The sequence below is a fragment of the Streptomyces sp. NPDC034111 genome (assembly GCF_055575375.1).
The window spans coordinates 177276-203212 of sequence record NZ_JBVIST010000009.1 but is presented as its reverse complement, the minus strand read 5'-3'; the positions used below and the strand labels follow the sequence as shown (position 1 = coordinate 203212).

Annotated in this window: 24 protein-coding genes; 18 read left to right on the top strand and 6 right to left on the bottom strand. The window is 72.3% G+C overall.

Translation table 11 applies throughout. From position 1 onward, the window contains the following. Positions 1 to 36: 36 nt before the first annotated feature. The 4 genes from ACZ55A_RS22165 to ACZ55A_RS22150 all read left to right on the top strand — a co-directional run bounded on the left by ACZ55A_RS22165 (position 37) and on the right by ACZ55A_RS22150 (position 5201). Entirely contained in the window at positions 37 to 1230 is a 1194-nt protein-coding gene (locus ACZ55A_RS22165; RefSeq protein ID WP_468842568.1) for a quaternary amine ABC transporter ATP-binding protein, read from the top strand. Then, the gene (locus ACZ55A_RS22160) at positions 1223 to 3820 is read left to right on the top strand and encodes an ABC transporter permease/substrate binding protein (protein ID WP_468842565.1); all 2598 of its coding nucleotides are present in this window, start codon (positions 1223 to 1225) and stop codon (positions 3818 to 3820) included. The genes ACZ55A_RS22165 and ACZ55A_RS22160 overlap by 8 nt, the downstream gene beginning before the upstream one ends. Positions 3821 to 3952: 132 nt before the next feature. Further along, entirely contained in the window at positions 3953 to 4390 is a 438-nt protein-coding gene (locus tag ACZ55A_RS22155; protein WP_468842563.1) for a hypothetical protein, read from the top strand. Positions 4391 to 4424: 34 nt separating this feature from the next. Further along, the gene (locus ACZ55A_RS22150; RefSeq protein WP_468842560.1) at positions 4425 to 5201 is read left to right on the top strand and encodes a helical backbone metal receptor; all 777 of its coding nucleotides are present in this window, start codon (positions 4425 to 4427) and stop codon (positions 5199 to 5201) included. A 46-nt stretch (positions 5202 to 5247) separates the two neighbouring features. Here the strand turns inward: ACZ55A_RS22150 and ACZ55A_RS22145 are convergent, their stop codons facing one another. Continuing rightward, positions 5248 to 6369 carry a TDT family transporter gene (locus ACZ55A_RS22145; protein ID WP_468842558.1) on the bottom strand — a complete coding sequence of 374 codons (1122 nt, stop codon included), beginning with the start codon at positions 6367 to 6369 and terminating at the stop codon, positions 5248 to 5250. Positions 6370 to 6455: 86 nt separating this feature from the next. On the opposite strand from ACZ55A_RS22145, the gene ACZ55A_RS22140 reads away from it, so the two are divergent. Then, positions 6456 to 7397, top strand: a complete 942-nt coding sequence (locus ACZ55A_RS22140; RefSeq protein WP_468842555.1) for a LysR family transcriptional regulator — start codon at positions 6456 to 6458, stop codon at positions 7395 to 7397. A 43-nt stretch (positions 7398 to 7440) separates the two neighbouring features. Here the strand turns inward: ACZ55A_RS22140 and ACZ55A_RS22135 are convergent, their stop codons facing one another. The 3 genes from ACZ55A_RS22135 to ACZ55A_RS22125 all read right to left on the bottom strand — a co-directional run bounded on the left by ACZ55A_RS22135 (position 7441) and on the right by ACZ55A_RS22125 (position 10602). After that, the gene (locus ACZ55A_RS22135) at positions 7441 to 8139 is read right to left on the bottom strand and encodes a gamma-glutamyl-gamma-aminobutyrate hydrolase family protein (RefSeq protein WP_468842552.1); all 699 of its coding nucleotides are present in this window, start codon (positions 8137 to 8139) and stop codon (positions 7441 to 7443) included. Positions 8140 to 8179: 40 nt separating this feature from the next. After that, a complete protein-coding gene (locus tag ACZ55A_RS22130) occupies positions 8180 to 9733 on the bottom strand; it encodes an amino acid permease (protein WP_468842549.1) in 1554 nt (517 codons plus the stop codon). Positions 9734 to 9882: 149 nt separating this feature from the next. Then, entirely contained in the window at positions 9883 to 10602 is a 720-nt protein-coding gene (locus tag ACZ55A_RS22125) for a FadR/GntR family transcriptional regulator (protein ID WP_468842547.1), read from the bottom strand. A gap of 73 nt (positions 10603 to 10675) precedes the next feature. Here ACZ55A_RS22125 and ACZ55A_RS22120 point away from each other — a divergent pair, with 73 nt between their 5' ends. The 4 genes from ACZ55A_RS22120 to ACZ55A_RS22105 all read left to right on the top strand — a co-directional run bounded on the left by ACZ55A_RS22120 (position 10676) and on the right by ACZ55A_RS22105 (position 15604). Then, a complete protein-coding gene (locus ACZ55A_RS22120; protein ID WP_468842545.1) occupies positions 10676 to 12043 on the top strand; it encodes a glutamine synthetase family protein in 1368 nt (455 codons plus the stop codon). 12 nt (positions 12044 to 12055) lie between these two features. Continuing rightward, positions 12056 to 13426 (top strand): aldehyde dehydrogenase family protein, encoded by a 1371-nt coding sequence (locus ACZ55A_RS22115; RefSeq protein WP_468842542.1) that lies wholly within the window; start codon positions 12056 to 12058, stop codon positions 13424 to 13426. Continuing rightward, the gene (locus ACZ55A_RS22110; RefSeq protein WP_468842539.1) at positions 13423 to 14223 is read left to right on the top strand and encodes a 3-oxoacyl-ACP reductase; all 801 of its coding nucleotides are present in this window, start codon (positions 13423 to 13425) and stop codon (positions 14221 to 14223) included. The genes ACZ55A_RS22115 and ACZ55A_RS22110 overlap by 4 nt, the downstream gene beginning before the upstream one ends. Before the next feature lie 112 nt (positions 14224 to 14335). Continuing rightward, entirely contained in the window at positions 14336 to 15604 is a 1269-nt protein-coding gene (locus tag ACZ55A_RS22105) for an HAD family hydrolase (RefSeq protein WP_468842536.1), read from the top strand. 30 nt (positions 15605 to 15634) lie between these two features. On the opposite strand, the gene ACZ55A_RS22100 is transcribed toward ACZ55A_RS22105, so the two are convergent. Beyond that, positions 15635 to 16858, bottom strand: a complete 1224-nt coding sequence (locus tag ACZ55A_RS22100; protein ID WP_468842533.1) for an amino acid deaminase/aldolase — start codon at positions 16856 to 16858, stop codon at positions 15635 to 15637. Positions 16859 to 17073: 215 nt separating this feature from the next. Between ACZ55A_RS22100 and ACZ55A_RS22095 the strand changes: the two genes are divergently transcribed. The 4 genes from ACZ55A_RS22095 (at position 17074) to ACZ55A_RS22080 (ending at position 21386) form a co-directional block, all read left to right on the top strand. Beyond that, complete coding sequence (locus tag ACZ55A_RS22095) at positions 17074 to 18519, top strand: hypothetical protein (RefSeq protein ID WP_468842530.1); 1446 nt, start codon at positions 17074 to 17076, stop codon at positions 18517 to 18519. Then, positions 18516 to 19676, top strand: a complete 1161-nt coding sequence (gene mycP / locus ACZ55A_RS22090) for a type VII secretion-associated serine protease mycosin (RefSeq protein ID WP_468842528.1) — start codon at positions 18516 to 18518, stop codon at positions 19674 to 19676. Before ACZ55A_RS22095 ends, mycP begins: the two co-directional genes overlap by 4 nt. A gap of 68 nt (positions 19677 to 19744) precedes the next feature. Further along, positions 19745 to 20476 carry an SseB family protein gene (locus ACZ55A_RS22085; RefSeq protein ID WP_468842525.1) on the top strand — a complete coding sequence of 244 codons (732 nt, stop codon included), beginning with the start codon at positions 19745 to 19747 and terminating at the stop codon, positions 20474 to 20476. A gap of 115 nt (positions 20477 to 20591) precedes the next feature. Then, on the top strand, positions 20592 to 21386 hold the full coding sequence (locus ACZ55A_RS22080; protein ID WP_468842522.1) for an MIP family channel protein: 795 nt from the start codon (positions 20592 to 20594) through the stop codon (positions 21384 to 21386). A gap of 80 nt (positions 21387 to 21466) precedes the next feature. Here the strand turns inward: ACZ55A_RS22080 and ACZ55A_RS22075 are convergent, their stop codons facing one another. Then, a complete protein-coding gene (locus tag ACZ55A_RS22075; protein WP_468842519.1) occupies positions 21467 to 21856 on the bottom strand; it encodes a DUF1844 domain-containing protein in 390 nt (129 codons plus the stop codon). A 332-nt stretch (positions 21857 to 22188) separates the two neighbouring features. Between ACZ55A_RS22075 and infC the strand changes: the two genes are divergently transcribed. The 5 genes from infC to ACZ55A_RS22050 all read left to right on the top strand — a co-directional run bounded on the left by infC (position 22189) and on the right by ACZ55A_RS22050 (position 25863). Next, positions 22189 to 22875, top strand: a complete 687-nt coding sequence (gene infC, locus ACZ55A_RS22070) for a translation initiation factor IF-3 (RefSeq protein WP_078866077.1) — start codon at positions 22189 to 22191, stop codon at positions 22873 to 22875. Positions 22876 to 23001: 126 nt separating this feature from the next. After that, entirely contained in the window at positions 23002 to 23196 is a 195-nt protein-coding gene (rpmI, locus tag ACZ55A_RS22065; RefSeq protein WP_016576627.1) for a 50S ribosomal protein L35, read from the top strand. Between the two features lie 105 nt (positions 23197 to 23301). After that, complete coding sequence (gene rplT, locus ACZ55A_RS22060; RefSeq protein WP_033267754.1) at positions 23302 to 23685, top strand: 50S ribosomal protein L20; 384 nt, start codon at positions 23302 to 23304, stop codon at positions 23683 to 23685. Positions 23686 to 23809: 124 nt separating this feature from the next. Next, positions 23810 to 24664 (top strand): TrmH family RNA methyltransferase, encoded by an 855-nt coding sequence (locus ACZ55A_RS22055; protein WP_468842514.1) that lies wholly within the window; start codon positions 23810 to 23812, stop codon positions 24662 to 24664. A gap of 83 nt (positions 24665 to 24747) precedes the next feature. Next, the gene (locus ACZ55A_RS22050) at positions 24748 to 25863 is read left to right on the top strand and encodes a sensor histidine kinase (protein WP_468842511.1); all 1116 of its coding nucleotides are present in this window, start codon (positions 24748 to 24750) and stop codon (positions 25861 to 25863) included. Positions 25864 to 25937 lie beyond the last annotated feature (74 nt).

Genomic DNA, 25937 nt, shown 5'->3' with positions numbered 1-25937 from the left:
TGGCAGGTCGTTTTACGTGCGACAAGAGAGGTATATGTGTCCAGGCTGCAAGCCGAGCACCTGTACAAGGTGTTCGGCAGACGACCCGAGGACGCGGTCCGCAAGCTCGAAGCCGGCGCCGGCCGGGACGAACTGCGGGCCGACGGCACCACGGCCGCCGTGATCGATGCCTCGATCGAGGTGGACGAGGGCCAGATCTTCGTCGTCATGGGTCTGTCCGGATCCGGCAAGTCGACGCTGCTGCGCATGCTCAACGGGCTGCTGGAGCCGACCGCGGGAACCGTCCGGTTCGACGGCCAGGACCTCACCTCGCTCAGCGACAGGGAACTGCGCAAGGTCCGCTCCGAGAAGATCTCCATGGTCTTCCAGCACTTCGCGCTCTTCCCGCACCGCAGTGTGCTGGAGAACGCCGCCTACGGCCTGGAGGTGCAGGGCGTACCGCGCGCCGAGCGCGAGAAGCGCGCCACGGAGGCGCTGGCCCTGACCGGGCTGGAGGGCTGGGAGAAGTCCTGGCCCGACGAGCTGTCCGGCGGTATGCAGCAGCGGGTGGGCCTGGCCAGGGCGCTGGCGACCAACGCCGATCTGCTGCTGATGGACGAGTCCTTCAGCGCGCTCGACCCGCTGATCCGCCGCGATATGCAGGATCAGCTGCTGGAGCTTCAGAAGACGCTGAAGAAGACCATCGTCTTCATCACCCACGACCTCAACGAGGCGATGCGCCTCGGCGACCGGATCGCGGTGATGCGGGACGGGCGGATCGTGCAGATCGGCAGCGCCGAGGACATCCTCGTCCGGCCCGCCAACGACTATGTCGCCTCCTTCATCCAGGACGTGGACCGCAGCCGGGTGCTGACCGCCGGTGCGGTGATGGCCGAGGTCGGCACCGTGCTCGGCAGCACCACGCCGGACGGCAAGAAGCTCGGCACGGCGGCGGAGTTCCGTGCCGCGGCACCGGCGACGGTCGGCGTCGACACGCCGCTGGTGGAGCTGTTCGCGCCCTGCTCGGCCAGTGCCGTCCCGGTCGCGGTGACCGACGAGACGGGCGCACTGGTCGGTGCCGTCCCGGCCGAGCGGCTGCTCGCGGTGCTCGGCGAGCCCTCGGAGCGGGACGTGGCCCCGGCCGGCGGCGTGCCCGCCCGGCCCACGGTGAACAAGCCCGCCACGCAGGCGCCCGAGGACCGCGAGTCCCATGACGACGAGCCCGAGGACAAGGTGATCGCCGGTGCCTAGGATCCAGATAGGCAGCTGGGCGAACGACGCCGTCAACTGGCTGCGCGACAACCTCGACTGGCTCTTCACCCTCATCACGAAGGTGCTGAACGGCCTCTACGACGCCATTCACACGGTTCTGGCCGCGCCCGAACCGCTGCTGCTGGCCGGCATCCTCGCGGTGCTCGCCTGGTGGCTGCGCGGTCTGCCGGCCGCCGTGCTCACCTTCCTCGGGTTCGCCCTGATCGACTCGGTCGAGCAGTGGAGCCCGACCATCGAATCGCTCTCCCTGGTCCTGGTGGCCTGCCTGATCACCGTGGTGGTCGCCGTGCCGCTGGGCATCTGGGCGGCCCGCAGCCGGGTCGTCGGCGGTGCGCTGCGCCCGGTCCTGGACCTGATGCAGACCATGCCGGCGATGGTCTACCTGATCCCCGGCATCCTCTTCTTCGGCCTCGGCGTCGTGCCCGGCATCGTCGCCACCATCGTCTTCTCCATGCCGCCCGCGGTACGGATGACCGAGCTGGGCATCCGGCAGGTCGACCAGGAACTGGTCGAGGCGGCCGAGGCGTTCGGCACCCACCCGCGGCGCACGCTCTTCCGCGTCCAGCTGCCGCTCGCCCTGCCGACGATCATGGCCGGTATCAACCAGGTCATCATGCTGGCGCTGTCCATGGTCGTCATCGCCGGCATGGTCGGCGGCGGCGGTCTGGGCTCGTCCGTCTACAACGCGATCAGCTCGGTCAATGTGGCGCTGGGCGCCGAGGCCGGCCTCGCGGTGGTCATCCTCGCCATGTACCTGGACCGGATGACCGGTGCGCTCAACCAGCGGGTCTCCCCGCTCGGCCGGCGTGCGCTGGCCAAGGCCCAAGCGTCGCTCGGCGGGCTGAAGTTCCTGCACTGGCGGCCCGCCACCTCCGTCGCGATGGCCGGTGTGGTCGTGCTCGCGCTGCTCGCCGGCGGGATGGGCATGTACGGCAAGGGCGCCGGCCAGGGCGGCGGCAACGGCCGTCCGATCAGCCTGGGTTACGTCAACTGGGACGAGGGCAAGGCCACCACGTACCTCTGGAAGGAGATCCTGGAGGAGCGCGGCTACAAGCCCAAGGTCCAGGCCCTGGAGGCCGGCCCGCTGTTCGCCGGGCAGGCCCGCGGGGACATCGACGTGCAGACCAACGCCTGGCTGCCGACCACGCACGCCTCGTACTGGAGCAAGTACAAGGACAAGCTGGAGGACCTCGGCGCCTGGTACGACAAGACCTCGCTGGAGATCGCGGTGCCCTCGTACGTCAAGGGCGTGAAGACCCTCGACGACCTCAAGGGCAAGGGCGGCGAGTTCGGCGGCAAGATCACCGGCATCGAGCCGGGCGCCGGCGAGATGAAGATCCTCAAGGAGAAGGTCCTCAAGGACTACGGCCTGGGCGGCGAGTACAAGGTCCAGGAGTCCAGCACCGCGTCCATGCTCAGCGAGCTGGACCGCTCCGTGCACCAGAAGAAGCCGATCGCGGTCACCCTGTGGTCGCCGCACTGGGCCTACGACAAGTACCCGCTCACCAAGCTGAAGGACCCCAAGGGCTCCTTCGGCTCCGGTGACAGCCTGCACCTCATCGGCCGCAAGGGCTTCGCCAAGGACGAGCCCGAGGTCGCCAAGTGGATGAAGAACTTCCACCTGGACGAGAAGCAGCTCACCAGCCTCGAGAACGACATCAAGAGCGCCGGTGAGGGCCATGAGCAGGACGGTGTGCGCAGCTGGCTGAAGAAGCACCCCGGGCTGGTCGACAAGGTCGCACCGTCCGCGAAGGCCACGTACGCCAAGGGCAAGGACGCGGGCAAGGCGCCGAACATCGGCTACCCCGCGTGGGACGAGGGCATCGCCACTACGTACCTGTGGAAGAACGTGCTGGAGAAGCGCGGCTACAAGCCCAACATCCGCAATCTCGACATCGGGCCGATGTGGACCGGACTGTCCACGGGGCAGATCGATGTGGAGACGGACGGCTGGCTGCCGGTCGCGCAGAAGCAGTACTGGGACAAGTACAAGAAGGATCTCGTCGACGTCGGGCCGTGGTACGACAAGACGTCCCTGGAGATCGCGGTGCCGTCCTACGTCAAGGGGGTGAAGACCCTCGACGACCTGCGGGAGCACAAGGACGAGTTCAAGGGCAAGATCATCGGGATCGAGCCGGGCACCGGCGAGATGAAGCGGCTCAAGGACACCGTCGCGCCGGCCTACGGTCTTCAGGACTTCGAGGTCACCTCGGCCGGGACCAGCGCGATGCTCGCGGAGCTGGACCGGGCCTACCACAAGAAGGAGCCCATCGCGGTCGTCCTGTGGTCGCCGCACTGGGCGTACAGCAAGTACCAGCTCACCAAGCTCGCTGACCCCAAGGGCACCTGGGGCGCCAACAACCAGATCAAGTCGCTCGGCAACAAGAGCTTCCCGAAGAAGTTCCCGGAGTTCCACGGCTGGCTGAAGAACTGGAAGATGAGCGCCGATGAGCTCGGCAGCCTGGAGAAGGACATCCAGGACGCCGGCAAGGGCAACGAGAACAAGGGCGTCGAGAAGTGGATCGCTGACCACCCGGGCATCGTCGACAAGATGGCGCCGGTGAAATAGGCGAGAGGACGAGCCCCTTCGACGAGCCCCTTTTCCGCGAGCCGGCGGAGAAGGGGCTCGCCGCTTTCCGGGGTCACCTGACCGGCTGCGCCGGCGTGGCGGAACGGGGCGGCGGGTGCTTCGCTGAGGAGCGTGAAGCTTGCGCACACCGTCGCCGTCGCCCTGTTCAGCGCCGCCGCGCTGGGGACGGCCGTGCCCGTCGCCCGGGCCGAGGTCGTGCCGGATCCGATGGTGGCCGGTCAGCGGGTGAGCATCAGCGACGACCGGCAGTGTGCCGGCGGCCGGAGCGCACGGGCGGCCTCGACGCTCTTCGGCTCTGTGGTGCTGCGGCCGGGCGCGGCCGGGATGGCCGCCGATGCCAGGGTCGCCGAGCGGGCGACGCCGGGGCGCTACCGGGTCACCATCGAATGTGCGCCGGGCGGGGAGAAGTTCACCGAGACCGTGACGGTGCGCGGCGGGCGGGTCGAGGGGCTCACCGTGACGGAGGCGGCCGGCGGTCTGGCGCTGCTCATGCTGGCCGGCGGCGCCGCGTATCTGCTCCGCCGGCGCAGCACCTTCGGGCGCTACTGAGCGCCGGGGTCGCGGCCGGCCGTACGGTGGACGGATGACCCGTCACAGGACCGTCAACCGGCGCGTGGTGTCCCTGGTGCCCTCCCTCACCGAGGCGGTGGCCGCCGGTGCGCCCGAGCTGCTGGCCGGCGTCACCGACTGGTGCAGCCACCCGGCCGGGCTGGCGGCCGCCCGCATCGGCGGCACCAAGAACCCCGACACCGCCGCGATCGCGGCCCTGGCGCCCGACCTCGTGATCGCCAACGAGGAGGAGAACCGTCCGCAGGACCTCGAAGCGCTGCGGGCTGCCGGGCTCGACGTCCTGGTGACCGAGGTCCGGACGCTGGACCAGGCGTTCCACGAGCTGCACCGGGTCCTCGTCGACGGCTGCGGGCTGCCCAGGCCCGGCTGGCTGGACGCCGCGGAGGCCGCATGGCGCGACCTGCCGGCGCGGCCGGACATGGGGGTCTCCCCTGGGGAGGAGTCGAGAGCTTGGGGAAGGGCCGCCGTGGTGCCGGTCTGGCGCCGGCCGTGGATGGTGCTCGGCCGGGACACCTTCGCCGGGGACCTGCTGGCCCGCCTGGGCGTACGGAACGTCTACGCCGGCCACGCGGAGCGCTATCCGCGGATCGCCCTCGACGCGCTCAACGCCGGGCCCGCCGACCTCGTCGTGCTGCCCGACGAGCCGTACCGCTTCACCGCCGACGACGGCCCCGAGGCGTTCCCCGCGCTGCCCGCCGCGCTGGTCAGCGGCCGCCATCTGACCTGGTACGGCCCGTCGTTGGTACAGGCTCCGGCCGTCCTGGCGGAGGCGCTGGCCGGCGCCCGGTGACGGCCGGTCAGCCGTACCGTACGAGCGCTCCTACGGGGGCGATGCGTCACGGGTGGGGCGGTGCGAGCAGCCGGCCGCCGGCCAGCCCGCCCGCGGTCCGGGCGGCGGTCACCGCCACCGCCGCCACCAGGACGGTGAACAGGCCCACGGCCAGCCAGGTGAAGGCATCGAGCCCGGTGTGCCGGGCCAGGCCCGCCGCGCCCGTGACACAGGTGCCGAGCGGGAAGGTGAAGCCCCACCAGGTCATTGCGAAGCCCATGCCGTTGCGGAAGGCGCGGACCACCATGGCGGTCGCGAGCGCCAGCCAGAGCAGCGCGAAGCCCATCACCGGGACCCCGTAGAGGACCGCGAAGGCGGCCATGGCATGGGCGGTCCCCGCGTCCACGGCACCGGGTGCGACGTCCGCGAGGCCAACCACCGCGGTGGTGGACTGGCCGAGCGGGCCGAGGACGAGGAAGAGGGTGGGGGTGAGTGCCAGGGGCAGCGGGCCGTGGTGGATCAGCCGGGAGAGCACCAGCGGCAGCACCAGCAGCGTGGCCAGCAGGGACAGCCCGAAGAGCGCGTAGCAGGCCAGCAGCAGCGCCTGCCGCCACTGGCCGGGCGGGAGATGGGGGACCAGGGCCGGGCCCAGGGCCGCCGAGACCATGGGGGCGACCAGCGGGAGGAGCCAGACCGGGGTGGCGCTGCCCACCACGATCCGGTGCCGGGTCACCATCAGGTACGGGATCGCCGCGGCGCCCACCAGGCCGACGAGCGTGCCCAGCGACCACAGCACCACATCGGCGGCCAGCGCGGCCCGCTCGCCGATCACGTCCCTGCCGACCGCGAGGGTGCCGCCGCCGACCGCCAGCAGGGCCATCGCCAGGCAGCCGTAGAACGGGGCGACGGCCGGGTCCTGGAGGTGGCGGCGGGCCTGGTCGCCGTGGCGCAGCCAGTGGACGGCGCGGGCGGTCAGCAGCGTCAGCAGCATCAGCGCCGACAGCGCCCAGACGAGTTGGTATCCGGTGCGCAGGCCAGGGGCGGTGAGGGGGAGCGCCGCGCCGGCGTTGGCGACGATGGCCGTGCCCATGACGGTGGCGTACCAGTTCGGGCCGAGATGGCGGACCGGGCCGGGGGTACGCGGGGTGGCGGAGGCGGGGCGGGAAGGTGCTTGCGTGAGGGTTGCCATGGGAGCAGCCTCGCCGCCGCACAGGGCCGCCACCAGGGACATCGTGTCTATGAGGGCATAAGCTGGGGTTATGTGCAGGGGGACTTATGGGTGACGTCATGGGGGAGGGCGGCGGCCCGCCCGTCTCGTTGTCGCACCGGGTCCCGGACCTGGGTGCGCTGGAGCTGCTGCTCGCCGTGGCCCGGCTGGGCAGTCTGGGGCGCGCCGCCCGCGCCCGGGGCATCAGCCAGCCCGCGGCCAGCAGCCGGATCCGGTCGATGGAACGGCAGTTGGGGGTGGCGCTGGTCGAACGGTCACCGCGCGGCTCCCGGCTGACCGACGCCGGGGCGCTGGTGACGGACTGGGCGCGACGGGTGGTGGAGGCGGCCGAGGCGCTGGACGCGGGCGCGCAGGCGCTGCGCGGCCGGCGCGACTCCCGGCTGCGGGTCGCGGCCAGCATGACGATCGCCGAGTATCTGCTGCCGGGCTGGCTGATCGCGCTGCGGGCGGAGCTGCCGGGTACGGCCGTCTCGCTGCTGGCGGGGAACTCCAGCGTGGTCGCCGAGCGGCTGCTGGCGGGCGAGGCGGATCTCGGTTTCGTCGAGGGGCTTCAGGTGCCCGTCGGGCTGGACGGCACGGTCATCGCGCACGACCGGCTGATCGTCGTCGCCGCACCGTCGCACCCCTGGGCCCGGCGCCGCGGCGAGCTGACCGCCGCCGAGCTGGCCGCGACCCCGCTGATCCTGCGCGAGCGCGGCTCCGGCACCCGGCAGGTGCTGGACGCGGCGCTCGCCGGGCACGGCGGGCTGGCCGAACCGCTGCTGGAACTCGCCTCCACCACCGCCGTGAAGTCCGCTGTGGTCAGCGAGGCGGCGCCGTCGGTGCTCAGCGAGCTCGCGGTGGGTGAGGAGCTGAGCGCCCGGCGGCTGGTGGAGGTCCCGGTACGGGGGCTGCGCCTCGGCCGCGATCTGCGGGCCGTGTGGCCGGCCGGACAGCGGCCCGTGGGGCCGGCCCGCCATCTGCTGGGGCTGACCCGCGGGGCTTCCTGAACCGGCCCGGACGGACCACGGCGGTGGGTACGGCGGCCGCTCGTCACCCCCCGGCGGACGCCCCGCGCGCCGCCGCCACCAGCGCGTCCATCACCCGCGGGTCGTCCCCCGCCTCCGGGTGCCACTGCACTGCCAGGGTGAAACCGCGGCCGTCCGGCAGCTCCAGCGCCTCGATCGTGCCGTCCTCCGCGTACGCCGAGGCCAGCAGTCCGGTGCCGAGCCGGTCCACCGCCTGGTGGTGGTACGTCGGCACCGAGACCGGCTCGGGCAGGGTGTCGCCCAGCAGCGTCCCGGGGACCGGCTTGACGTCGTGCCGCTCGAAGACGCCGGGCGGACCGGCGTGCCCGTCGAGGTGCTGGACGAGGGTGCCGCCCAGCGCCACATTGAGCAGCTGGAGTCCGCGGCAGATGCCCAGCAGCGGTACGCCGTCCGCCAACGCGGCCTCGATCAGGGCCAGTTCCCAGGCGTCCCGGTCCAGGGACGGCGGACCGGTGCGGGGGTGCGGCTCGGCGCCGTACCGGGCCGGTGCCACATCCGCACCGCCGGCGATCACCACCGCGTCCAGCCGCGCCACCGTCGCGGCGGCGGTCGCCGGATCGCCCGGCGGCAGCAGCACGGGCAGCCCGCCCGAGCGCTGCACCAGCTGCGGGTATCCGACGGGCACCAGCGCGGCCGGCAGCGTCCAGACCCCCCAGCTGGCTTCCTGCTGGTAGGTGCTGATGCCGATGAGGGGCTGGGACACGGATCCTCCGATGTGGTGCTGGTGCGTTCCGGCTCGGCCTTCAGAATTCCAGTTCGTGCTCGATGGCGGCCAGCTCCTCCGCTGTGCCCTGGACCTTCGGGCCGGTGAACCACTTGCGGGCCGACACCAGCCACCAGGTGCCGGCGAAGCCGAGGACCAGGAGGACGGCGAGCGGGGTGTAGTTGAAGGTCCCCGCCGTGACCGGGCTGGTCGTCGGGAGCATGAAGAGGACGGAGATGACCAGCGTCCAGCCGACGGCGATGACGCCGACGGGCTTGCTCCAGCGGCCGAGGTGCCAGGGCCCGCGCTGGAAGCGGTCGCCCTGGAGCAGGCGGAGGATGACCGGCAGGACGTAGGCGATGTAGAGGCCGATCACGGCGATCGAGGTGACGGCCGCGTACGCCGTGGCGTTCCACAAGTACGGCAGGCCCAGCAGGAAGGCGCCGCCGGCGGCCAGCCACACCGCATTGGTCGGGGTCTTGGTCCGCTTGTTGATGCGGTGCCACAGCCGCGAGCCGGGCAGCGCGCCGTCCCGCGAGAAGGCGTAGATCATGCGCGAGTTGGCGGTGACCGACGACATGCCGCAGAAGAACTGGGCGCCGATGGCGACCAGGAGGAGCAGCTTGCCGCCGGTGGCGCCGAGCGCGTCGATGAAGATCTGCGCCGGGGGCACGCCGGTCTTGCTGGCCAGCGCGCCGTCGTAGTCCTGGATGGCGAAGGTGATGCCGACCAGCAGCACCCAGCCGGCGACCAGGGAGACCAGGATCGACATCACGATGCCGCGGGGGCCGGCCTTGGCCGCGTCGTGGGTCTCCTCGGTCATGTGCGCCGAGGCGTCGTAGCCGGTGAAGGTGTACTGCGCGAGCAGCAGCCCCAGCAGCCCGACGTAGAGGCCGGAGTGCCAGCCGGTGTTGTTGGTGAAGTGGGTGAAGACGAAGGAGGCGGACTGGTGATTCGAGGGCACCACGACCAGGGCGCCCACGATGACCAGCACGCCGAGGATGTGCCACCACACGCTGACGTTGCTGAGGAGGGAGGCAAGCTTCACGCCGAAGGTGTTCAGCAGGCCGTGCACCAGCAGCACGATGCCGAACAGGAGGATCGTGTGCGCCGGGGTGGCGGTGAAGCCGAATTGCAGGTCAAGCAGCGCGTTCATGAAGGACGCGGCGCCGAAGTCGACCCCCGCGGTCACCGCGACCTGGCCGAGGAAGTTGAACCAGCCGGTGAACCAGGACCATGCCGGGCCGTGCGAGGGGGCCAGCTTCGCCGCCCAGTAGTACAGGCCGCCCGCCGTCGGGTAGCTGGAACAGACCTCGGCCATCGCCAGGCCCACGAACAGCGTCATGACGCCGACCAGCGGCCACCCCCAGGTGATCAGGGCGGGCCCTCCGGTGTTCATGCCGAAGCCGTACAGCGTCAGACAGCCGGAGAGGACCGAGATGATCGTGAACGAGACGGCGAAGTTCGAGAACGCCGACATCGAGCGGGCCAGCTCCTGGGCGTAGCCGAGCTCGTGGAGACGTTGTTCGTCGCTGGACAGCTGAGGGGTTCGATGTTCCTGGTCTGGGCTCGTCGCATGCTCGTTGGTGGACACAACGCCTCCGAGGGCCTCGATAATCCGCGGCGGGTACGGGAACCGCTACCAGCCCCGCAACAAAGGTATGGGCCGATACCTTTGTCTCCGGGTCGGCTGAGCGCAAGACCCCGACGGGAAAATCTCGTAACAGGCGGGTTTCGGGGGCCTCACGAGAGGAAGCCGCGCAGCAGTGCCGCCGTGCCGGTGCAGTGCTCCCGCATCACCTCGCGCGCCCCGTCGGCATCGCCCTCCAGCACCGCCTCCACCAGCGCACTGTGCTGGGCCTGGGAGTGCTCCAGGTTCCGTACCAGCAGCGGGATGCAGTCCAGCAGGTCGTTCACGCTCGCCCGTACCGCCGCGTACTGGGCGGCCAGCGACGGGGAGCCGGAGAGCTCGGCGAGGGTCAGATGCAGCAGGGTGTCGCGCCGGCGGTAGTCCGCGAGCGGGGCGTCCTGGGTCGCCGCCAGGGCCTCCCGCAGCCGTCCGGCCTGCTCACCGGCGAGTCTGTGGGCCGCGCACAGGCCGGCCGCGCCCACCTCCAGCACCTCACGGAACCGCAGGGTGTCCTCGACGTCGATCTTCTCGATCCGGCGGCGCAGCTCGGCCTCGCCCGGGTTCTCGGTGCGGACCCGGACGAAGGTGCCCCCGTAGCGCCCGCGCCGGCTCTCCACCAGACCCTCGTCCTGGAGCACCTTCAGCACCTCGCGCAGGGTGACCCGGCTGATCTGCAGCCGCTCGGCCAACTCCCGTTCCGCGGGCAGCCGTTCGCCCTGCGGCACCAGGCCGAGCCGGACGATCTGGAGTATCTGCTCCAGCGCCTCCTCGAAACCGTTGCCCGCCCGCACCGGTCGCAGTACGGGTGCCAGCCGGTCAGCCGCACCGTCCATCGCAACCCCTTCCCAATCAATGGTTCGTATGCCTACCTTATGACCTCCGGATGCAGTGACAGGAGGCAAAACCGTGGCAGACCGTACGCCCCCACTCTCCGTCGAGGAGCTCAGAGTCCTCGTCGACGCCGGGGAGATCGACACTGTCGTCCTCGCCTTCACCGATATGCAAGGCAGGCTCCAGGGCAAGCGGTTCGCGGCCCGGTACTTCCTCGACACCGTTCTCGAACACGGTACGGAGGGCTGCAACTACCTCCTCGCCGTCGACGTCGACCTCAACACCGTCGACGGCTACCAGATGTCCTCCTGGGAGCGCGGCTACGGCGACTTCGCCATGCACGGCGACACGGCCACGCTGCGCCGCACCCCCTGGAACCCCGGCACCGCCCTGATCACCGCGGACCTCGCCTGGCACGACGGCTCCCCGGTCGTCGCCTCGCCCCGGCAGATCCTGCGCCGCCAGCTCGACCGGCTCGCCGAACGGGGCTGGAGCGCCTACGCCGGCACCGAACTGGAGTTCATGCTGTTCAAGGACTCCTACGAGGACGGCTGGTCGCGCGGCTACCGCCAGATGACCCCCGCCAACCAGTGGAACGGCGACTACTCCGTCCTCGGGACCGGCCGGGTCGAGCCCGTCCTGCGCCGCATCCGCAACGAGATGGGCGCGGCCGGGATGACCGTCGAGTCCGCCAAGGGCGAGTGCAACCTCGGCCAGCACGAGATCGTGTTCGTCTACGACGAGGCCCTGACCACCTGCGACCAGCACTCGATCTACAAGACCGGCGCCAAGGAGATCGCCGCCCAGGAGGGCATGTCGCTCACCTTCATGGCGAAGTACGACGAGCGCGAGGGCAACTCCTGTCATATCCACCTCTCGCTCCAGGACGAGCAGGGCCGGCCGGTACTCGCCGACGACTCCGGCCCCTACGGCATGTCGCAGACCATGCGGCACTTCCTCGCCGGCCAGCTCGCCGCGATGCGTGACTTCACGCTCTTCTACGCCCCCAACATCAACTCCTACAAGCGGTTCCGCCCCGGCTCCTTCGCGCCCACCGCCGTCGCCTGGGGCCCCGACAACCGCACCTGCGCCCTGCGGGTGGTCGGCCACGGCCGCGCCCACCGCCTGGAGAACCGTCTGCCCGGCGGCGATGTGAACCCCTACCTGGCGGTCGCCGCCATGGTCGCGGCCGGCCTCTACGGCATCGAGCACCAGCTGGAGCTGCCCGACGCGACCACCGGCAACGCCTACGCCGGTGACGCCGCGCATGTGCCGGTCACCCTGCGCGAGGCCGCCGAGCTGTGGGAGAACAGCCCGATAGCGCGGGAGGCCTTCGGCGACGAGGTCGTCGACCACTACCGCCATATGGCCCGCGTCGAGCAGGACGCCTACGACGCCGCCGTCACGGACTGGGAGCGCTTCCGCTCCTTCGAGCGCATGTAAGGACCACCACCCGTGCTGCACGAGCTCAAGATCATCAATCCGGCCACCGAGGAGGTGGTCGCGACCGTCCCCACCACCTCCCCCGAAGAGGTCGACGCTGCGGTCCGCCGGGCCGCCGCCGCCCAGGAGGCCTGGGCCGCGGTGGCCCCCGGCGACCGGGCCCGCCTCCTGCGCCGCTTCGCCGAGGTCGTCGACGCCCATGTCGACCCGCTCGCCGACCTCGAACGGAAGGAGGCCGGCCACCCCCTGGGCAACGCCCGGTGGGAGGCGGGCAACGTCCGCGATCTGCTGCACTACGCCGCCGGGGGAGTGGAGCGCCTGACCGGCACCCAGATCCCGGTGGCCGGCGGCCTCAACATCACCGTCCAGGAGCCGCTGGGCGTGGTCGCGGTCATCGCGCCGTGGAACTTCCCGATGCCGATCGCCGCCTGGGGCACCGCCCCCGCCCTCGCGGCCGGCAACGCCGTACTGCTCAAGCCCGCCGAGACCACCCCGCTCACCGCGCTCCGCCTCGCCGAACTCGCCCTGGAGGCCGGGCTCCCCGAAGGGCTCTTCCAGGTCCTGCCCGGCGAGGGCCCGGTCACCGGCACCGCACTGGTCGACCACCCCGGCGTCGCCAAGGTCGTCTTCACCGGCTCCACCGCCACCGGCCGGCAGATCGCCGCCCGCTGCGCGGCACAGACCAAGCGGCTCACCCTCGAACTCGGCGGCAAGAGCCCGAACATCGTCTTCGCCGACGCCGACATCGAGGCCGCCGCGGCCGCCGCCCCCGGCTCCTTCCTCGACAACACCGGCCAGGACTGCTGCGCCCGCAGCCGCATCCTGGTCCAGCGGACGGTCTACGACCGCTTCATGGAGCTGCTTGAGCCCGCGGTCAAGGCGTTCACCGTCGGCGACCCCGCCGACCCCGCCACCCAGATGGGCCCGCTGATCTCCGCCGCCCAGCGCGAGCGGGTACGGTCCTACGTCCCCGACGACGCCCCGGCCGCCATCCGCGGCGAGGCGCCCGCCGGCAAGGGCTTCTGGTACCCGGCCACCGTCCTGGAGGGCCGCCCCGAGGACCGTACGGCCGTCGAGGAGATCTTCGGCCCGGTCGCCGTCGCGATCCCCTTCGACGACGAGGCCGACGCGGTGCGGATCGCCAACGCCACCGACTACGGCCTCTCCGGCTCCCTCTGGACCCGCGACGTCGGCCGCGCACTGCGCGTCTCCCGGGCCGTCGCGGCCGGCAACCTCTCCGTCAACTCCCACAGCAGCGTGCGCTATTGGACCCCCTTCGGCGGGTTCAAGCAGTCCGGCCTCGGCCGTGAGCTGGGCCCGGACGCGCTCGCCGCCTTCACCGAGACCAAGAACATCTTCATCAGCACCGAGGAGAGCAAGTGACCGACCGGACCGCAGTCTGCCGCCGCCTCGTCGGCCGTACCGCCGTGATCACCGGAGCCGGCAGCGGCATCGGCCTGGCCACCGCCCGCCGACTGGCCTCCGAAGGCGCCAACATCGTCTGCGCCGACATCGACGAGGTGGCCGGCAAGGCCGCCGCCGAAGAGGTCGGCGGCACCTTCGTCCAGGTCGATGTGACCGACTCCGAGCAGGTCGAGGCGCTCTACCGGACCGCCTTCGACACCTACGGCTCGGTCGACATCGCCTTCAACAACGCCGGCATCTCGCCGCCCGACGACGACTCCATCCTCACCACCGGCCTGGACGCCTGGAAGCGCGTCCAGGAGGTCAACCTGACCTCGGTCTACCTCTGCTGCAAGCACGCCCTGCCGTACATGCAGCGCCAGTTCGCCGAGACCGGGCGCGGCGGCTCCATCATCAACACCGCGTCCTTCGTGGCCGTCATGGGCGCCGCCACCTCCCAGATCAGCTACACCGCTTCCAAGGGCGGGGTGCTGGCGATGTCCCGTGAACTGGGCGTGCAGTTCGCCCGTGAGGGCATCCGGGTCAACGCCCTGTGCCCGGGGCCGGTCAACACCCCCCTGCTCAAGGAGCTGTTCGCCAAGGACCCCGAGCGTGCCGCGCGCCGTCTGGTGCACGTCCCGGTCGGCCGGTTCGCCGAGCCCGAGGAGATCGCCTCCGCGGTCGCCTTCCTCGCCAGCGACGACTCCTCGTTCGTCAACGCCGCCGAATTCCTGGTCGACGGCGGGATCGCGGGCGCGTACGTCACCCCGGTGTAAACGCTTGTTGTTCACCTCCGCGTAAACCCCATGGCGGCCGGACGTCTCCCCGCGCCCGGCCGCCATGCGTTAACGTCCGCCTTCGATTCCTCGTTCGACAGGAGTGCGTTCCATGCTCAACAAGCGTCGCTGGCTGGCAGCGGGTGCGGCCCTCGCGGTTGTGGGAGGCGGCGTGGCCCTCGCCCAGACGGCCACCGCGGGCCCGGCCCCCCGCCACTGCCCCACCCTGCACGTCTCCAAGGGCTGGTACGGCGACAACCGTGCCAAGCTCCAGAAAATGATTGACGAGCAGGGCAGTTGTGCCGGCTCCGACGGGGCGCGGCCGGTCGCGACCTTCGACTGGGACAACACCGTCGTCAAGAACGACATCTCCGACGCCACGCTGGCCTGGATGCTCAAGCACGACAAGGTGCTGCGCCCCGCCAGCTGGAAGGCCACCAACAAGTGGATGACCGACGACGCGGCCGCTGCGCTCACCAAGGCCTGCGGCACCTCCGTGCCGGCCGGCCGTCCGCTGCCGACGTCGAAGGACACCGACTGCACCGACGAGATCCTCGACGTCTACAGCGAGGAGAAGACCTCCGGCGGTAAGGAGGCGTTCGAGGGGGAGTGGAACCACCGGCGCACGGTCCCCTCGTACGTCTGGATCACCCAGCTGTTCGCCGGGCACACCCCGGAGACCCTGACCTCGTACGCCGCCAAGGCACGCAAGGAGAACCTCGCCGCGCCGATCGGTACGGAGCAGACGGTCGGCACCCACAAGTGGGCCGGATACGTGCGCTACTACGAGCAGCAGCGCGACCTCATCCGCACCCTGAAGAAGGCCGGCTTCGACGTCTACATCGTCTCCGCCTCCGCCGAGCCGCTGGTCCGGGCCTGGGCGCCCGGCGTGGGCATCGACCGCAGCCACGTCATCGGCATCCGCAACATCGTCAGCGACGGCCGGCTCACCACCGGCGTCCAGGGCTGCGGTGACGTCAAGGACACCAACGGTGAGGTCCTGACGTACATGGACGGCAAGCGCTGCTGGATCAACCAGGAGATCTTCCACGTCAAGGGCGCCAAGGCCTGGGAGCGGCAGGACCGGGCGCACCGTGCGGCCTTCGCGGCGGGCGACGCCGAGACCGATGTGACGTTCGTCGACGACGCCACCGCGGGCCACCTGGCCATCAACCGCAACAAGACCGAGTTCATGTGCCGGGCCTACGACAACAGCGACCACCGCTGGCTGGTCAACCCGATGTTCATCGAGCCGAAGAAGCAGCAGACGAAGCCGTACCCCTGCTCCACCGAGGGCTCCGTCCTGCCGGACGGCACCCTCGGACCGGTCCACCGCGCCGACGGCTCGGTGATCCCGGACCAGCAGGACTCGGTGTACTGAGCCACCGGCCGCAGGGGAGGGCCGCACCGGTCAGAGGAAGGTGCGGCCCTCCCCGCGGTACGTCGGGACGGTGTCCACCACCCGGTCCCCGTCGATCAGGTGCAACGCGTCGAACCGCTCGCACAGTTCACCGGCCTTGGCGTGCCGGAACCACACCTTCTCGCCGAGCGCCAGCCGGTCCGCGGCCGGCCCCAGCAGCGGCGTCTGCACCTCGCCCGGCCCCTCCTGCGGGTCGTAGCGCAGCCCGGCCGGCAGATACGGCACCGGCAGCCGGTCCTCGCCGGCCACCCCCGACGCCGGATACCCGCCGCCCAGCACCGTCACCACCCCGGGGCCCGGACGGCGCACCACCGGCAGGGCGAACAGCGCCGCCGGACGCCCGCTGAACGAACGGAAGTTGTCGAACAGCCGCGGTACGTACAGCCCCGACCCGGCCGCGATCTCGGTGACCGCCGCCTCCGCGGCGGTGTGCTGCACACTGCCGGTCCCGCCGCCGTTGACGAACTCCAGCCGCGGCGCCACCGCCCGCACCGCCCGTACGGTCTCCCAGCGCCGCTGCGCCAGCTCCTTGCGCGCCGCCGCCTGCATCAGCCGGATCGTGCGCGAGAACACCGGCTTGCCGGCGACCTCGTCGCCCACCCCCGCCACATGCCCCTCGTACGCCATCAGCCCCACCAGCCGGAACCCGGGGCGGCGCACCACCGTCCGGGCCAGCGCGGCCAGTTGGGCCGGCTCGCGCAGCGGTGAGCGCCGGGCGCCGACCCGTACCCTGCCGCCCAGCAGCCGGTAGGAGGTGTCCATCTCCAGGCACACCCGCACCTCCTCGCCGCTGCCCGCGCCGCCCGGCCGGGCCGCGTCGATCAGCTCCAGTTGCGCCGGATCGTCGACCATCACCGTCACCGCGGCCGCGAGCCCGGGGTCCGCGGTGAGCTCGGCGAAGGCCGCCCGGTCCACCGACGGGTACGCCAGCAGGACGTCCGTGAAGCCGGAGCGCGCCAGCCACAGCGACTCGGCCAGGGTGAAGCTCATGATCCCGGCGAAGCCGTCGCGTGCCAGCACCCGCTCCAGCAGGGCCCGGCAGCGCACCGACTTGCTCGCCACCCGGATCGGCTTGCCCCGCGCGCGGCGCACCAGATCGGCGGCGTTGGCGTCGAAGGCCGCCAGGTCGACGACGGCCAGGGGCGCGTCCAGATGGGCCGTTGCCCGCTGGTAACGGGCTTTGTCGCCATACGGGTCGGTTGTGTGCGGGGGCATGGCCGCAGCCTGCCAGACCGCGTCTACCACTGGGTAGGGGAGAGAACGCGACAGAGCGGACACCGGGCGGCCAGGGGTTGCCGCACCGGCGGCGGCAGCCCGTAGAGTGGCCCGACGCCGCAACCAGCAGGTCAGCGGCGTGTTGTCCGGATACCAACCACCCTGCCCCGATTGCGGATCGGGTCCGGGGGGCCACGGCGCAAGGGGGAGCGCGGGTGAGCACCGACGCTGATTTCGCCGATGCGCGGCGCATCCCGCCGATACCCCCGCGGCCGCCCCGGCAGCCCGCAGCCGCCGCGACGCCGCAACCGGAGCAGGACCCGCGGACCACCGTGCTGCGCCGGGTGCCCGGCGGCCCGTCCGCCCCCGCGCCGGGAGCACCGGCCGTGCCTTCCGTTCCGGGTACGCCGTCCGCCCCGCAGGCCGCGCACACCCCCACCGGCCCGACGCCTCCCCCCAACCCCAGCGGCCCCACGCGCCCCGCCGCGCCACCCGTCCCCCCACGCCCCAGGACCCCGCCGCCCGCACCGCCGACCCCGCCGGCCACCCCCGGTGCGCAGCCGCCGCGCCCCCCGGCCTCCGCCGAGCCGGCCGCCCCCGCCGCACCACCGCCACCGGCCGGGCGCCCGGCGGCCTTCCGCGACACCGCCGCCTTCCACCTGGCCCGCAGCCAGGAGCTGTGGAACGCCCGCGGGCGCGCCGACGGCAGCGGAGCCGACGCCCCGCCGGCCGCTCCCGAGGCCGCCTCCGTGGAGCCCGGCGGCGCACCGGCCGGCCCCCCGTCGGCCCGCCGGGCGCCGGCGTCCTGGCCCCCGAACCCCGTTCCGCCGCAGGGAGCCGCGGCCGCACCCGGCATGCCCGCCGCGCCCCCGCGCCGCCTGCCGGCAGGGCGTCGCCCCAGCGTCCGGATGCTGGCCGCCGCGGCCTTTCTCGTCCTCGGCATCGGCCTCATCGGTGGTGCGGCGGCCGGGAGTTGGCTCACCGACGACTCCGCCGACGGCCCGCCGAGCCCCCAGGCAGTCTTTGCCGAGGGCCACGACGTCTGGCACAACACCCCCGTCAACACCCTCTTCCCGCGCACCGTCAACGGCCTCGGCGCCGGCCCCGGCGGCGCCGACCGGACCTGGACCCGGATCGCGGTCGCCCCCGACAGCGGCTGCACCGGCGCCTACGACCGCAAGCTCGCCCAGGCGCTCGCCTCGGCGGGCTGCGTCCGGCTGCTGCGCGCCACGTACGTCGACGCCACCCACAGCAGCGTCATCACCGTCGGCGCGCAGACCGCCAAGGCCGACCAGGCCGGAATGATGGCGCTCAACACCCGCTTCAGCACCAAGAACCTGGGCACGCGCACGGACGCCATGCCGCTGCCCTACGCCGCCAAGGGCACCCAGGCCGAGGGCTTCGGCCCTGCCCAGCGCGCCAGTTGGACCGTCCGGGTGCTCACCGACCTCCCGGTCATCGTCTACGCCGTCTCCGGCTTCGCCGACGGCCGTCCCGTCACCGAGCCGCAGCCCGCCGAGGCCGCCACCCGGCCCGGCGCCACCACCGCCCCGGCCGAGTCCGGCCTGGGCCATGACGCCAAGGACCTCGCGGACCGCATCGAGACCGACTTCCGCACGGCCGCCGGCCTCCCCCCGCAGACCTCGGAGTCCTCGTCATGAGCAAGTCCCTGCTACGCGGCGCCGCCCTCACGCTGGCCTGCGCGGCCCTGACGGTGCTGCCCGCGGTACCCGCCCAGGCCGACGCCATCCGCGCCCAGGAGTGGGGACTGGAGGCCATCCACGCCCAGCAGGCCTGGCGCACCACCAAGGGGGAGGGTGTCACCGTCGCCGTCCTGGACACCGGCGTCGACGCCAACCACCCCGACCTCAAGGGCCAGGTGCTGCCCGAGAAGGACCTCGTCGGCTTCGGCGCCGGCCCCGGCGAGGAGGCCTGGGCCCGGCACGGCACCGGCATGGCCAGCGTCATCGCGGGCGCCGGCCACGGCGCGGGCAAGCAGGACGGAGTGCTCGGGGTCGCCCCGGAGGCCAAGATCCTCCCGGTGCGGGTGATCCTGGAGGACAACGACCCCCAGCGGGGGCGGGCCCGTACGGAGAAGGCCGGGGCGCTCGCCGACGGCATCCGCTGGGCCGCCGACCACGGCGCCGACGTGATCAGCATGTCGCTGGGCGACGACAGCGAGTCCGCACACCCCGAGCCGCGCGAGGACGCCGCCATCCAGTACGCCCTCGGCAAGGGCATCCCCGTGGTCGCCTCCGCCGGCAACGGCGGCGAGAAGGGCAACCACGTCTCCTACCCCGCCGCCTACCCGGGCGTCATCGCGGCCACCGCCGTCACCCACCTGGGCGTCCGCGCCCGCTTCTCCACCCGCCACTGGTACGCCACGGTCAGCGCACCCGGCGACGGCATCGTCATGGCCGGCAACGGCGATTCCTACCTCTCGGGCTGGGGCACCAGCCCCGCCGCCGCCTTCGTCTCCGGCGCGGTCGCCCTGATCCGGTCCGCGCACCGCGATCTGAGCCCCGCCCAGATCCGCCGGCTGCTGACCAGCACCGCCCAGGACGCCCCCGAGGGCGGCCGCGACGACGACTACGGCTCCGGTCTGATCGACCCCGCCGCCGCCCTCAAGGCGGCCGCCGGCCTCAAGCCCACGCCCCAGAAGCCGTCCCCCGCCGCCTACGCCCACCGCCACTTCGGCCCCGGCCCCACCGCGGACGACTCCGGCGGCACCCCCGCCAACTGGCTCCCGTGGGCGGCCGGCGCCGCGGGCCTGGCCCTCGTGGCCGCCGCGGTCTTCGTGTGGCGGACCCGCGGCTGACCCCGCGGGCCGCCGTACCGCCGCCCCGCGCGGCGGGCGCAGGGCCCCCTACCGATACGCTCGCTGACGTGCAGAAGAACATCCCCGACCCCGGCTTCGCCGACGACGACGGCTCCGCGGACCCCGCCCTGGCGGCAGCCCTGGCCGCGTACGACGCCGACCCGGGCGCCGAGCCCCAGGTGCTGTCCGCGCTGGCCGGCGCCCGTGTGCTGGTACCCGTGGTGGCGGTGCTGGGCGAGGTGGAAACGGGGCCGGACGGGCTGCGGCGCGAGAAGACCAGCGATATGGCGGTCCCGACGCTCCAGGCGCCGGACGGCCGCCGCGCGCTGCCCGCCTTCACGTCCATGGAGACCCTCCAGCGCTGGCGCCCGGACGCGCGCCCGGTGGCCGTCCCGCTGCCGCAGGCACTGCTGGCCGCCGCCCACGAGAAGGCCGACACCCTCGTCGTCGACCTGGCGGGACCGGTCACCTACCAGCTCACAGGGCCCGCGCTGCGCGCCCTCGCCGAGGGCCGTACCACCGCGGACCCGCTCGCCGACCCGGCCGTCACCGACGCCCTGCGCACCCTGCTCGCCGCCGAGCCCGCGGTCCTCGTCGCCCATCTCGCGCCGTCCGCGGAGACCGACGCCACCCTCGCCCTGGGCCTGGCCGCCGGGGCCCCGGCCGCCGAGGTCGCCCAGCGGCTGGCGCAGTCGCTGGCCACCGACGAGGTGCTGCGCGCCCGGCTCGTACGGGGCCTGGACCTGGCCCTGCTGCCGCCCGGCGCGCCGGCCACCGCGGAACCGCTCTACCGGCGCTGACCGCCACACCCAGGGCCCCGGTACGTCCCCCGGGGCCCCGTCCGTCAACGGGCGCGTTCCACTCCAGGGCCGCACAATGCGAGGAGAGCTCAAGATCCACGCGAGGAGAGCCCCCATGGAGAAAACGGCGTCGGAGCGGGAAGCGGAACACGAGGGCCCCGGGGTGCTGACCCGCACGGCCGTATCCGAGTTCCTCGGCACGCTGCTCCTGGTGTTCTTCGCCGTCGGCTCGGCGGTGCTGGCGGGCGAGTACATCGGCACCTTCGGCATCGCGCTGGCCTTCGGCTTCACCATGCTGGCGCTGGCCTACGCCCTCGGCCCCGTCTCCGGCTGCCAGCTCAACCCCGCGGTGACCCTGGGCATGCTGCTGGCCCGCCGCCTCACGCTGCGGACCGCCGTCGAGTACTGGATCGCCCAGGTCCTGGGCGCCATCGTCGGCGCGGCGCTGCTCTTCCTGGTCGCCAAGCAGGTCCCGGGCCTCCAGACGCACGCGGTCTTCGGCACCGACGGCTGGGGCGACCGCTCGGCGGTGCACATCAACCTCGGCGGCGCCTTCGTCGTCGAGATGCTGATGACCTTCCTGCTCGTCTACGTGTGGCTGTCGGTCACCCCCAAAGTGGCCCTGCGGGGCTTCAACGGCCTGGCGATCGGCATGGCGCTGGCCGCCGTCCACTTCATCGGTATCCCGCTCGACGGCACCTCCGTGAACCCGGCGCGGGCGCTCGGCCCGGCCCTGTTCGCGGGCGGGGCGGCCATCACCCAGGTCTGGCTCTTCCTCCTCGCGCCGCTGATCGGCGGGGCGATCGCCGCCGTGGTGCACCAGGTCACCCACCCGCCGAACGAGCCGGTGGAGATCGCCGACGAGCTTGCGCCCCGCGAGGCCGCAGCCGGCCCCGGCGAGCCGGTCTGAGCCCCGGCCACCCGCGTCCGTACGCGAAAGGGCCCCGGCCGTCGCCCGGCCGGGGCCCTTCCGCGCTCCGTCCGGCGCGGTCAGCCGTAGACCGGTCCGGTGAACTTCTCCCCGGGCCCCTGCCCCGGCTCGTCCGGGACCACCGAGGCCTCGCGGAACGCCAGCTGGAGGGACTTCAGCCCGTCCCGCAGCGGGGCCGCGTGGTACGAGCCGATCTCGGTGGCACTGGCGGTGACCAGACCGGCCAGCGCCTGGATGAGCTTGCGGGCCTCGTCGAGGTCCTTGTGCGCCTCGCCGTCCTCGGCGAGCCCCAGGTTGACCGCCGCCGAGCTCATCAGGTGCACCGCGACCGTGGTGATCACCTCGACCGCCGGCACCTCCGCGATGTCACGGGTCATGGCGTCGAAATCAGGGCTGGCCGCGCCCGCCGCGTGCGGGGCGTCGGGCTGCTGGGGGCTGTGGTCGCTCATGTCTCCGGGCTTCTTCCTGCTGAGGGGTCGGCTCCAGCCTATGGCCCGGTTCCGCGGACCCCGCGTCCGGGAGTGTCCCGCCCGGCGCCGCGGGCTTCCGCGCCGGCACAGGAGTGGGGGCCACCCCTTGACTCGTGTATTCTGGTGTTCCGACCGGCCGGACACGCATGTGACCGGCCCACAAGTGGAGGCTCCGATCTCCCACCCGGCCGACCTCAGGTTGGCGGGTCAACGGTCCGGCTGCGCCCCGCGGAGACTTCGCGGCGGTGCTCCAGATCTATGTGGAGCCCCGCCTGTGTCCCGTCCGGGGCATTTTTCGTGTACCGGCGCGGTTGGTCACACCGAACAGACGTTACGCGGCAGTCCGCCAGGCCGTCGCGTGGTGCTACCGAGGAGGATCCATCAGCGCCGAGCCCCGCATCAACGACCGGATTCGCGTCCCCGAGGTGCGACTCGTCGGTCCCAGTGGCGAGCAGGTCGGCATTGTGCCGCTTGCCAAGGCCCTGGAGCTTGCGCAGGAGTACGACCTCGACCTGGTCGAGGTGGCGGCGAACGCCCGTCCGCCGGTCTGCAAGCTCATGGACTACGGAAAGTTCAAGTACGAGTCGGCCATGAAGGCCCGTGAGGCGCGCAAGAACCAGGCGCACACGGTCATCAAGGAGATGAAGCTCCGGCCGAAGATCGACCCGCACGACTATGACACCAAGAAGGGTCACGTCGTCCGGTTCCTCAAGCAGGGTGACAAGGTCAAGATCACGATCATGTTCCGTGGTCGCGAGCAGTCCCGCCCCGAGCTGGGCTTCCGGCTGTTGCAGCGCCTCGCGGAGGACGTCCAGGAGCTCGGCTTCATCGAGTCGAACCCGAAGCAGGACGGCCGCAACATGATCATGGTCCTCGGTCCGCACAAGAAGAAGACCGAGGCGATGGCCGAGGCCCGTGAGGCGCAGGCCGCCCGCAAGGCGGAGCGCCAGGGTGGAGCTCCCGCGGAGGAGCCCGCCGGGGAGCCCGCCGAGGCGTGATCCATGGGCGCGAGCCCCGGATGCATGCCGGGGCAACCCGCCCCGGACACACCAACCGATACATCTGACGCTCCCGCCAGCCGGTCCGTGCCGGTGGGAGCGCCACTGACGAGGAGAGAACGGCGCATGCCGAAGAACAAGACGCACAGCGGTGCCAGCAAGCGCTTCAAGGTCACCGGCTCCGGCAAGGTGCTGCGTGAGCGCGCCGGCAAGCGCCACCTGCTCGAGCACAAGTCGTCCCGCGTGACGCGTCGCCTCACCGGCAACGCCGAGATGGCCCCGGGCGACGCCGCGAAGATCAAGAAGCTTCTCGGCAAGTGAGCCGCGGCGCCCCAGCTGATCGGTCGGGGGCGCGACTCAAAACCGGGACTCAATCGATTCGGGCCGTGTGACGACAACCACGGCCCCGCTACAAGGAGTTAACAAGTGGCACGCGTCAAGCGGGCAGTCAACGCCCACAAGAAGCGCCGGGCGATCCTCGAGCAGGCCAGCGGCTACCGTGGTCAGCGCTCCCGCCTGTACCGCAAGGCGAAGGAGCAGGTCACCCACTCCCTCGTCTACAACTACAACGACCGCAAGAAGCGCAAGGGCGACTTCCGTCAGCTGTGGATCCAGCGCATCAACGCCGCTGCCCGCGCCAACGGCATGACGTACAACCGCTTCATCCAGGGTCTGAAGGCCGCCAACATCGAGGTGGACCGCAAGATCCTGGCCGACCTCGCGGTCAACGACGCCAACGCGTTCGCCGCGCTCGTCGAGGTCGCCCAGAAGGCGCTCCCGAGCGACGTCAACGCCCCGAAGGCTGCCTGAACGCAAGCCTGAGGAAGTTGTGGAGCGGACCCGCAGGCCCCGGCCTGCGGGTCCGCCGCTTTTCCGGACCGGCCCCTGACGGCCGGCCACCCACGCACCGAACGACAGAAGCGAGCCGCCGCCCATGGGCACCCCCGAGCTGATCTCCCCGCGATCCCCGCGTGTCACCGCCGCCCGGCGGCTGGCCCGCCGCGCCTTCCGCGGCAAGGAGCGCCGGTTCATCGCCGAGGGCCCGCAGGCCGTACGGGAGGCCATCGCGCACCGCGTCGGGGACGAGCCCACGCTCATCGAGCTGTTCGCCACCGAGGAGGCCGCCGAGCGGCACTCCGAGATCGTCGAGGCGGCCCGCGCGGCCGGGGTGCGGGTGCACCTCGCCGACGACCGCACCGTCGCCGACATCTCCCAGACCGTCACCCCGCAGGGCCTGTTGGGCGTCTGCCGCTTCCTCGACTCGCCGTTCGAGGACATCCTCGCCGCCCGCCCGCAGCTGATCGCGGTGCTCGCCCACGTCCGCGACCCCGGCAACGCCGGTACGGTGCTGCGTTGCGCTGACGCCGCCGGCGCGGACGCGGTGGTGCTCACCGACGCCTCCGTGGACCTCTACAACCCCAAGTCCGTGCGGGCGTCGGTCGGTTCGCTCTTCCACCTCCCGGTCGCGGTCGGCGTACCGGTCGAGCGGGTGGTGTCCGGGCTGAAGGGCGCCGGCGTACGGATCCTGGCGGCCGACGGCGCGGGGGACCGCGACCTGGACGCCGAGCTCGACGCCGGCTCCATGGGCGGACCCACCGCCTGGGTGTTCGGCAACGAGGCCTGGGGACTGCCCGAGGAGACCCGGGCGCTGGCGGACGCCGTCGTACGGGTCCCCATCCACGGCAGGGCCGAGAGCCTCAACCTCGCCACGGCCGCCGCGGTCTGCCTCTACGCCTCCGCCCGCGCCCAGCGCAGCCCCGGCGGCTGCCGCGCGGTGTCACCCGCCTGAGGGGCGTCCCACGGATCTTTCCGGCGCGACCCGGACGAGCTAGTAGTCTTGCGTGCCCGGGGGCCCGGAAGGGGGTAACGGGGATGAGTGTGAGGACTTCCGGCATCACAGTCACTGCTGACAGCTGCCCGTCCGACGGGCCGGTGGCCGGTCTCGGGATCGACCCCGACGATCTGCCGGACGGCCTGGTCGTCGCCGACCGGTCCGGCCGGGTGATCTGCTTCAACGCCGCGGCCGCCGCCATCACCGGGATCGCCGCCGAGGACGCCCTGGGCCACCCCCTCGAACAGGCCCTGCCGTTGCAGGACATCGAGGGCCGCCGCTGGTGGCGGCTGACCGACCCCTACGGCGGGCTCGCCATCCGCCGCGGCCAGCCCGAGCGCAATCTGCTGCTCGGCGGCCGCGAGGTGCTGGTCTCCGCGCGCTATGTCCGCAGCCGGCCGGCCGGCCCCGTGGAGCGGCTGGTGATCGCGCTGCGCGGCACCGAGGCCCGGCGCCGTACGGAGCTCAGCCACGCGGAACTGATCGCCACCGTCGCCCATGAGCTCCGCTCGCCGCTGACCTCCGTCAAGGGCTTCACCGCCACCCTCCTCCAGAAGTGGGAACGCTTCACCGACGACCAGAAGCGGCTGATGCTGGAGACGGTGGACGCGGACGCCAACCGTGTCACCCGGCTGATCGCCGAGCTGCTGGACATCTCCCGTATCGACTCCGGCCGGCTGGAGGTCCGCCGGCAGCGGGTCGACATGATCGCCGCCGTCCGCCGGCACGTCCAGGCGCAGACCACCGCAGGTCAGCGCCCGGACCGCTTTCTGATCCGGATGCGCGAACCGCTGCCCGATCTGTGGGCGGACCCGGACAAGGTCGACCAGGTGCTGGGCAATCTGCTGGAAAATGCGGTGCGCCACGGCGAGGGAACCGTCACCATCGAGGTCGGACCGGCATCGGAAGCGACCCGCACGGAAGGGACGAGCGTCACCGTGAGCGACGAGGGCCCCGGCATTCCCGAGGAGTCGATGAGCCGCGTCTTCACCCGCTTCTGGCGGGGCAGCAAGCGCGGCGGCACCGGCCTGGGCCTCTACATCGTCAAGGGCATCGTCGAGGCCCACGGCGGCACGATCACGGTCGGCCGGGCCCCGGCCGGCGGCGCACAGTTCCGATTCAGCCTGCCCGTCGCCACCCCGGCCTTCCTGACCTAGGCGGGTAGCGGAGGGCGCCCCGCAGGGGCTCGGGGCTGCCGCGACGCCCGTCCCCCTTAGACTTGACCTTTGGC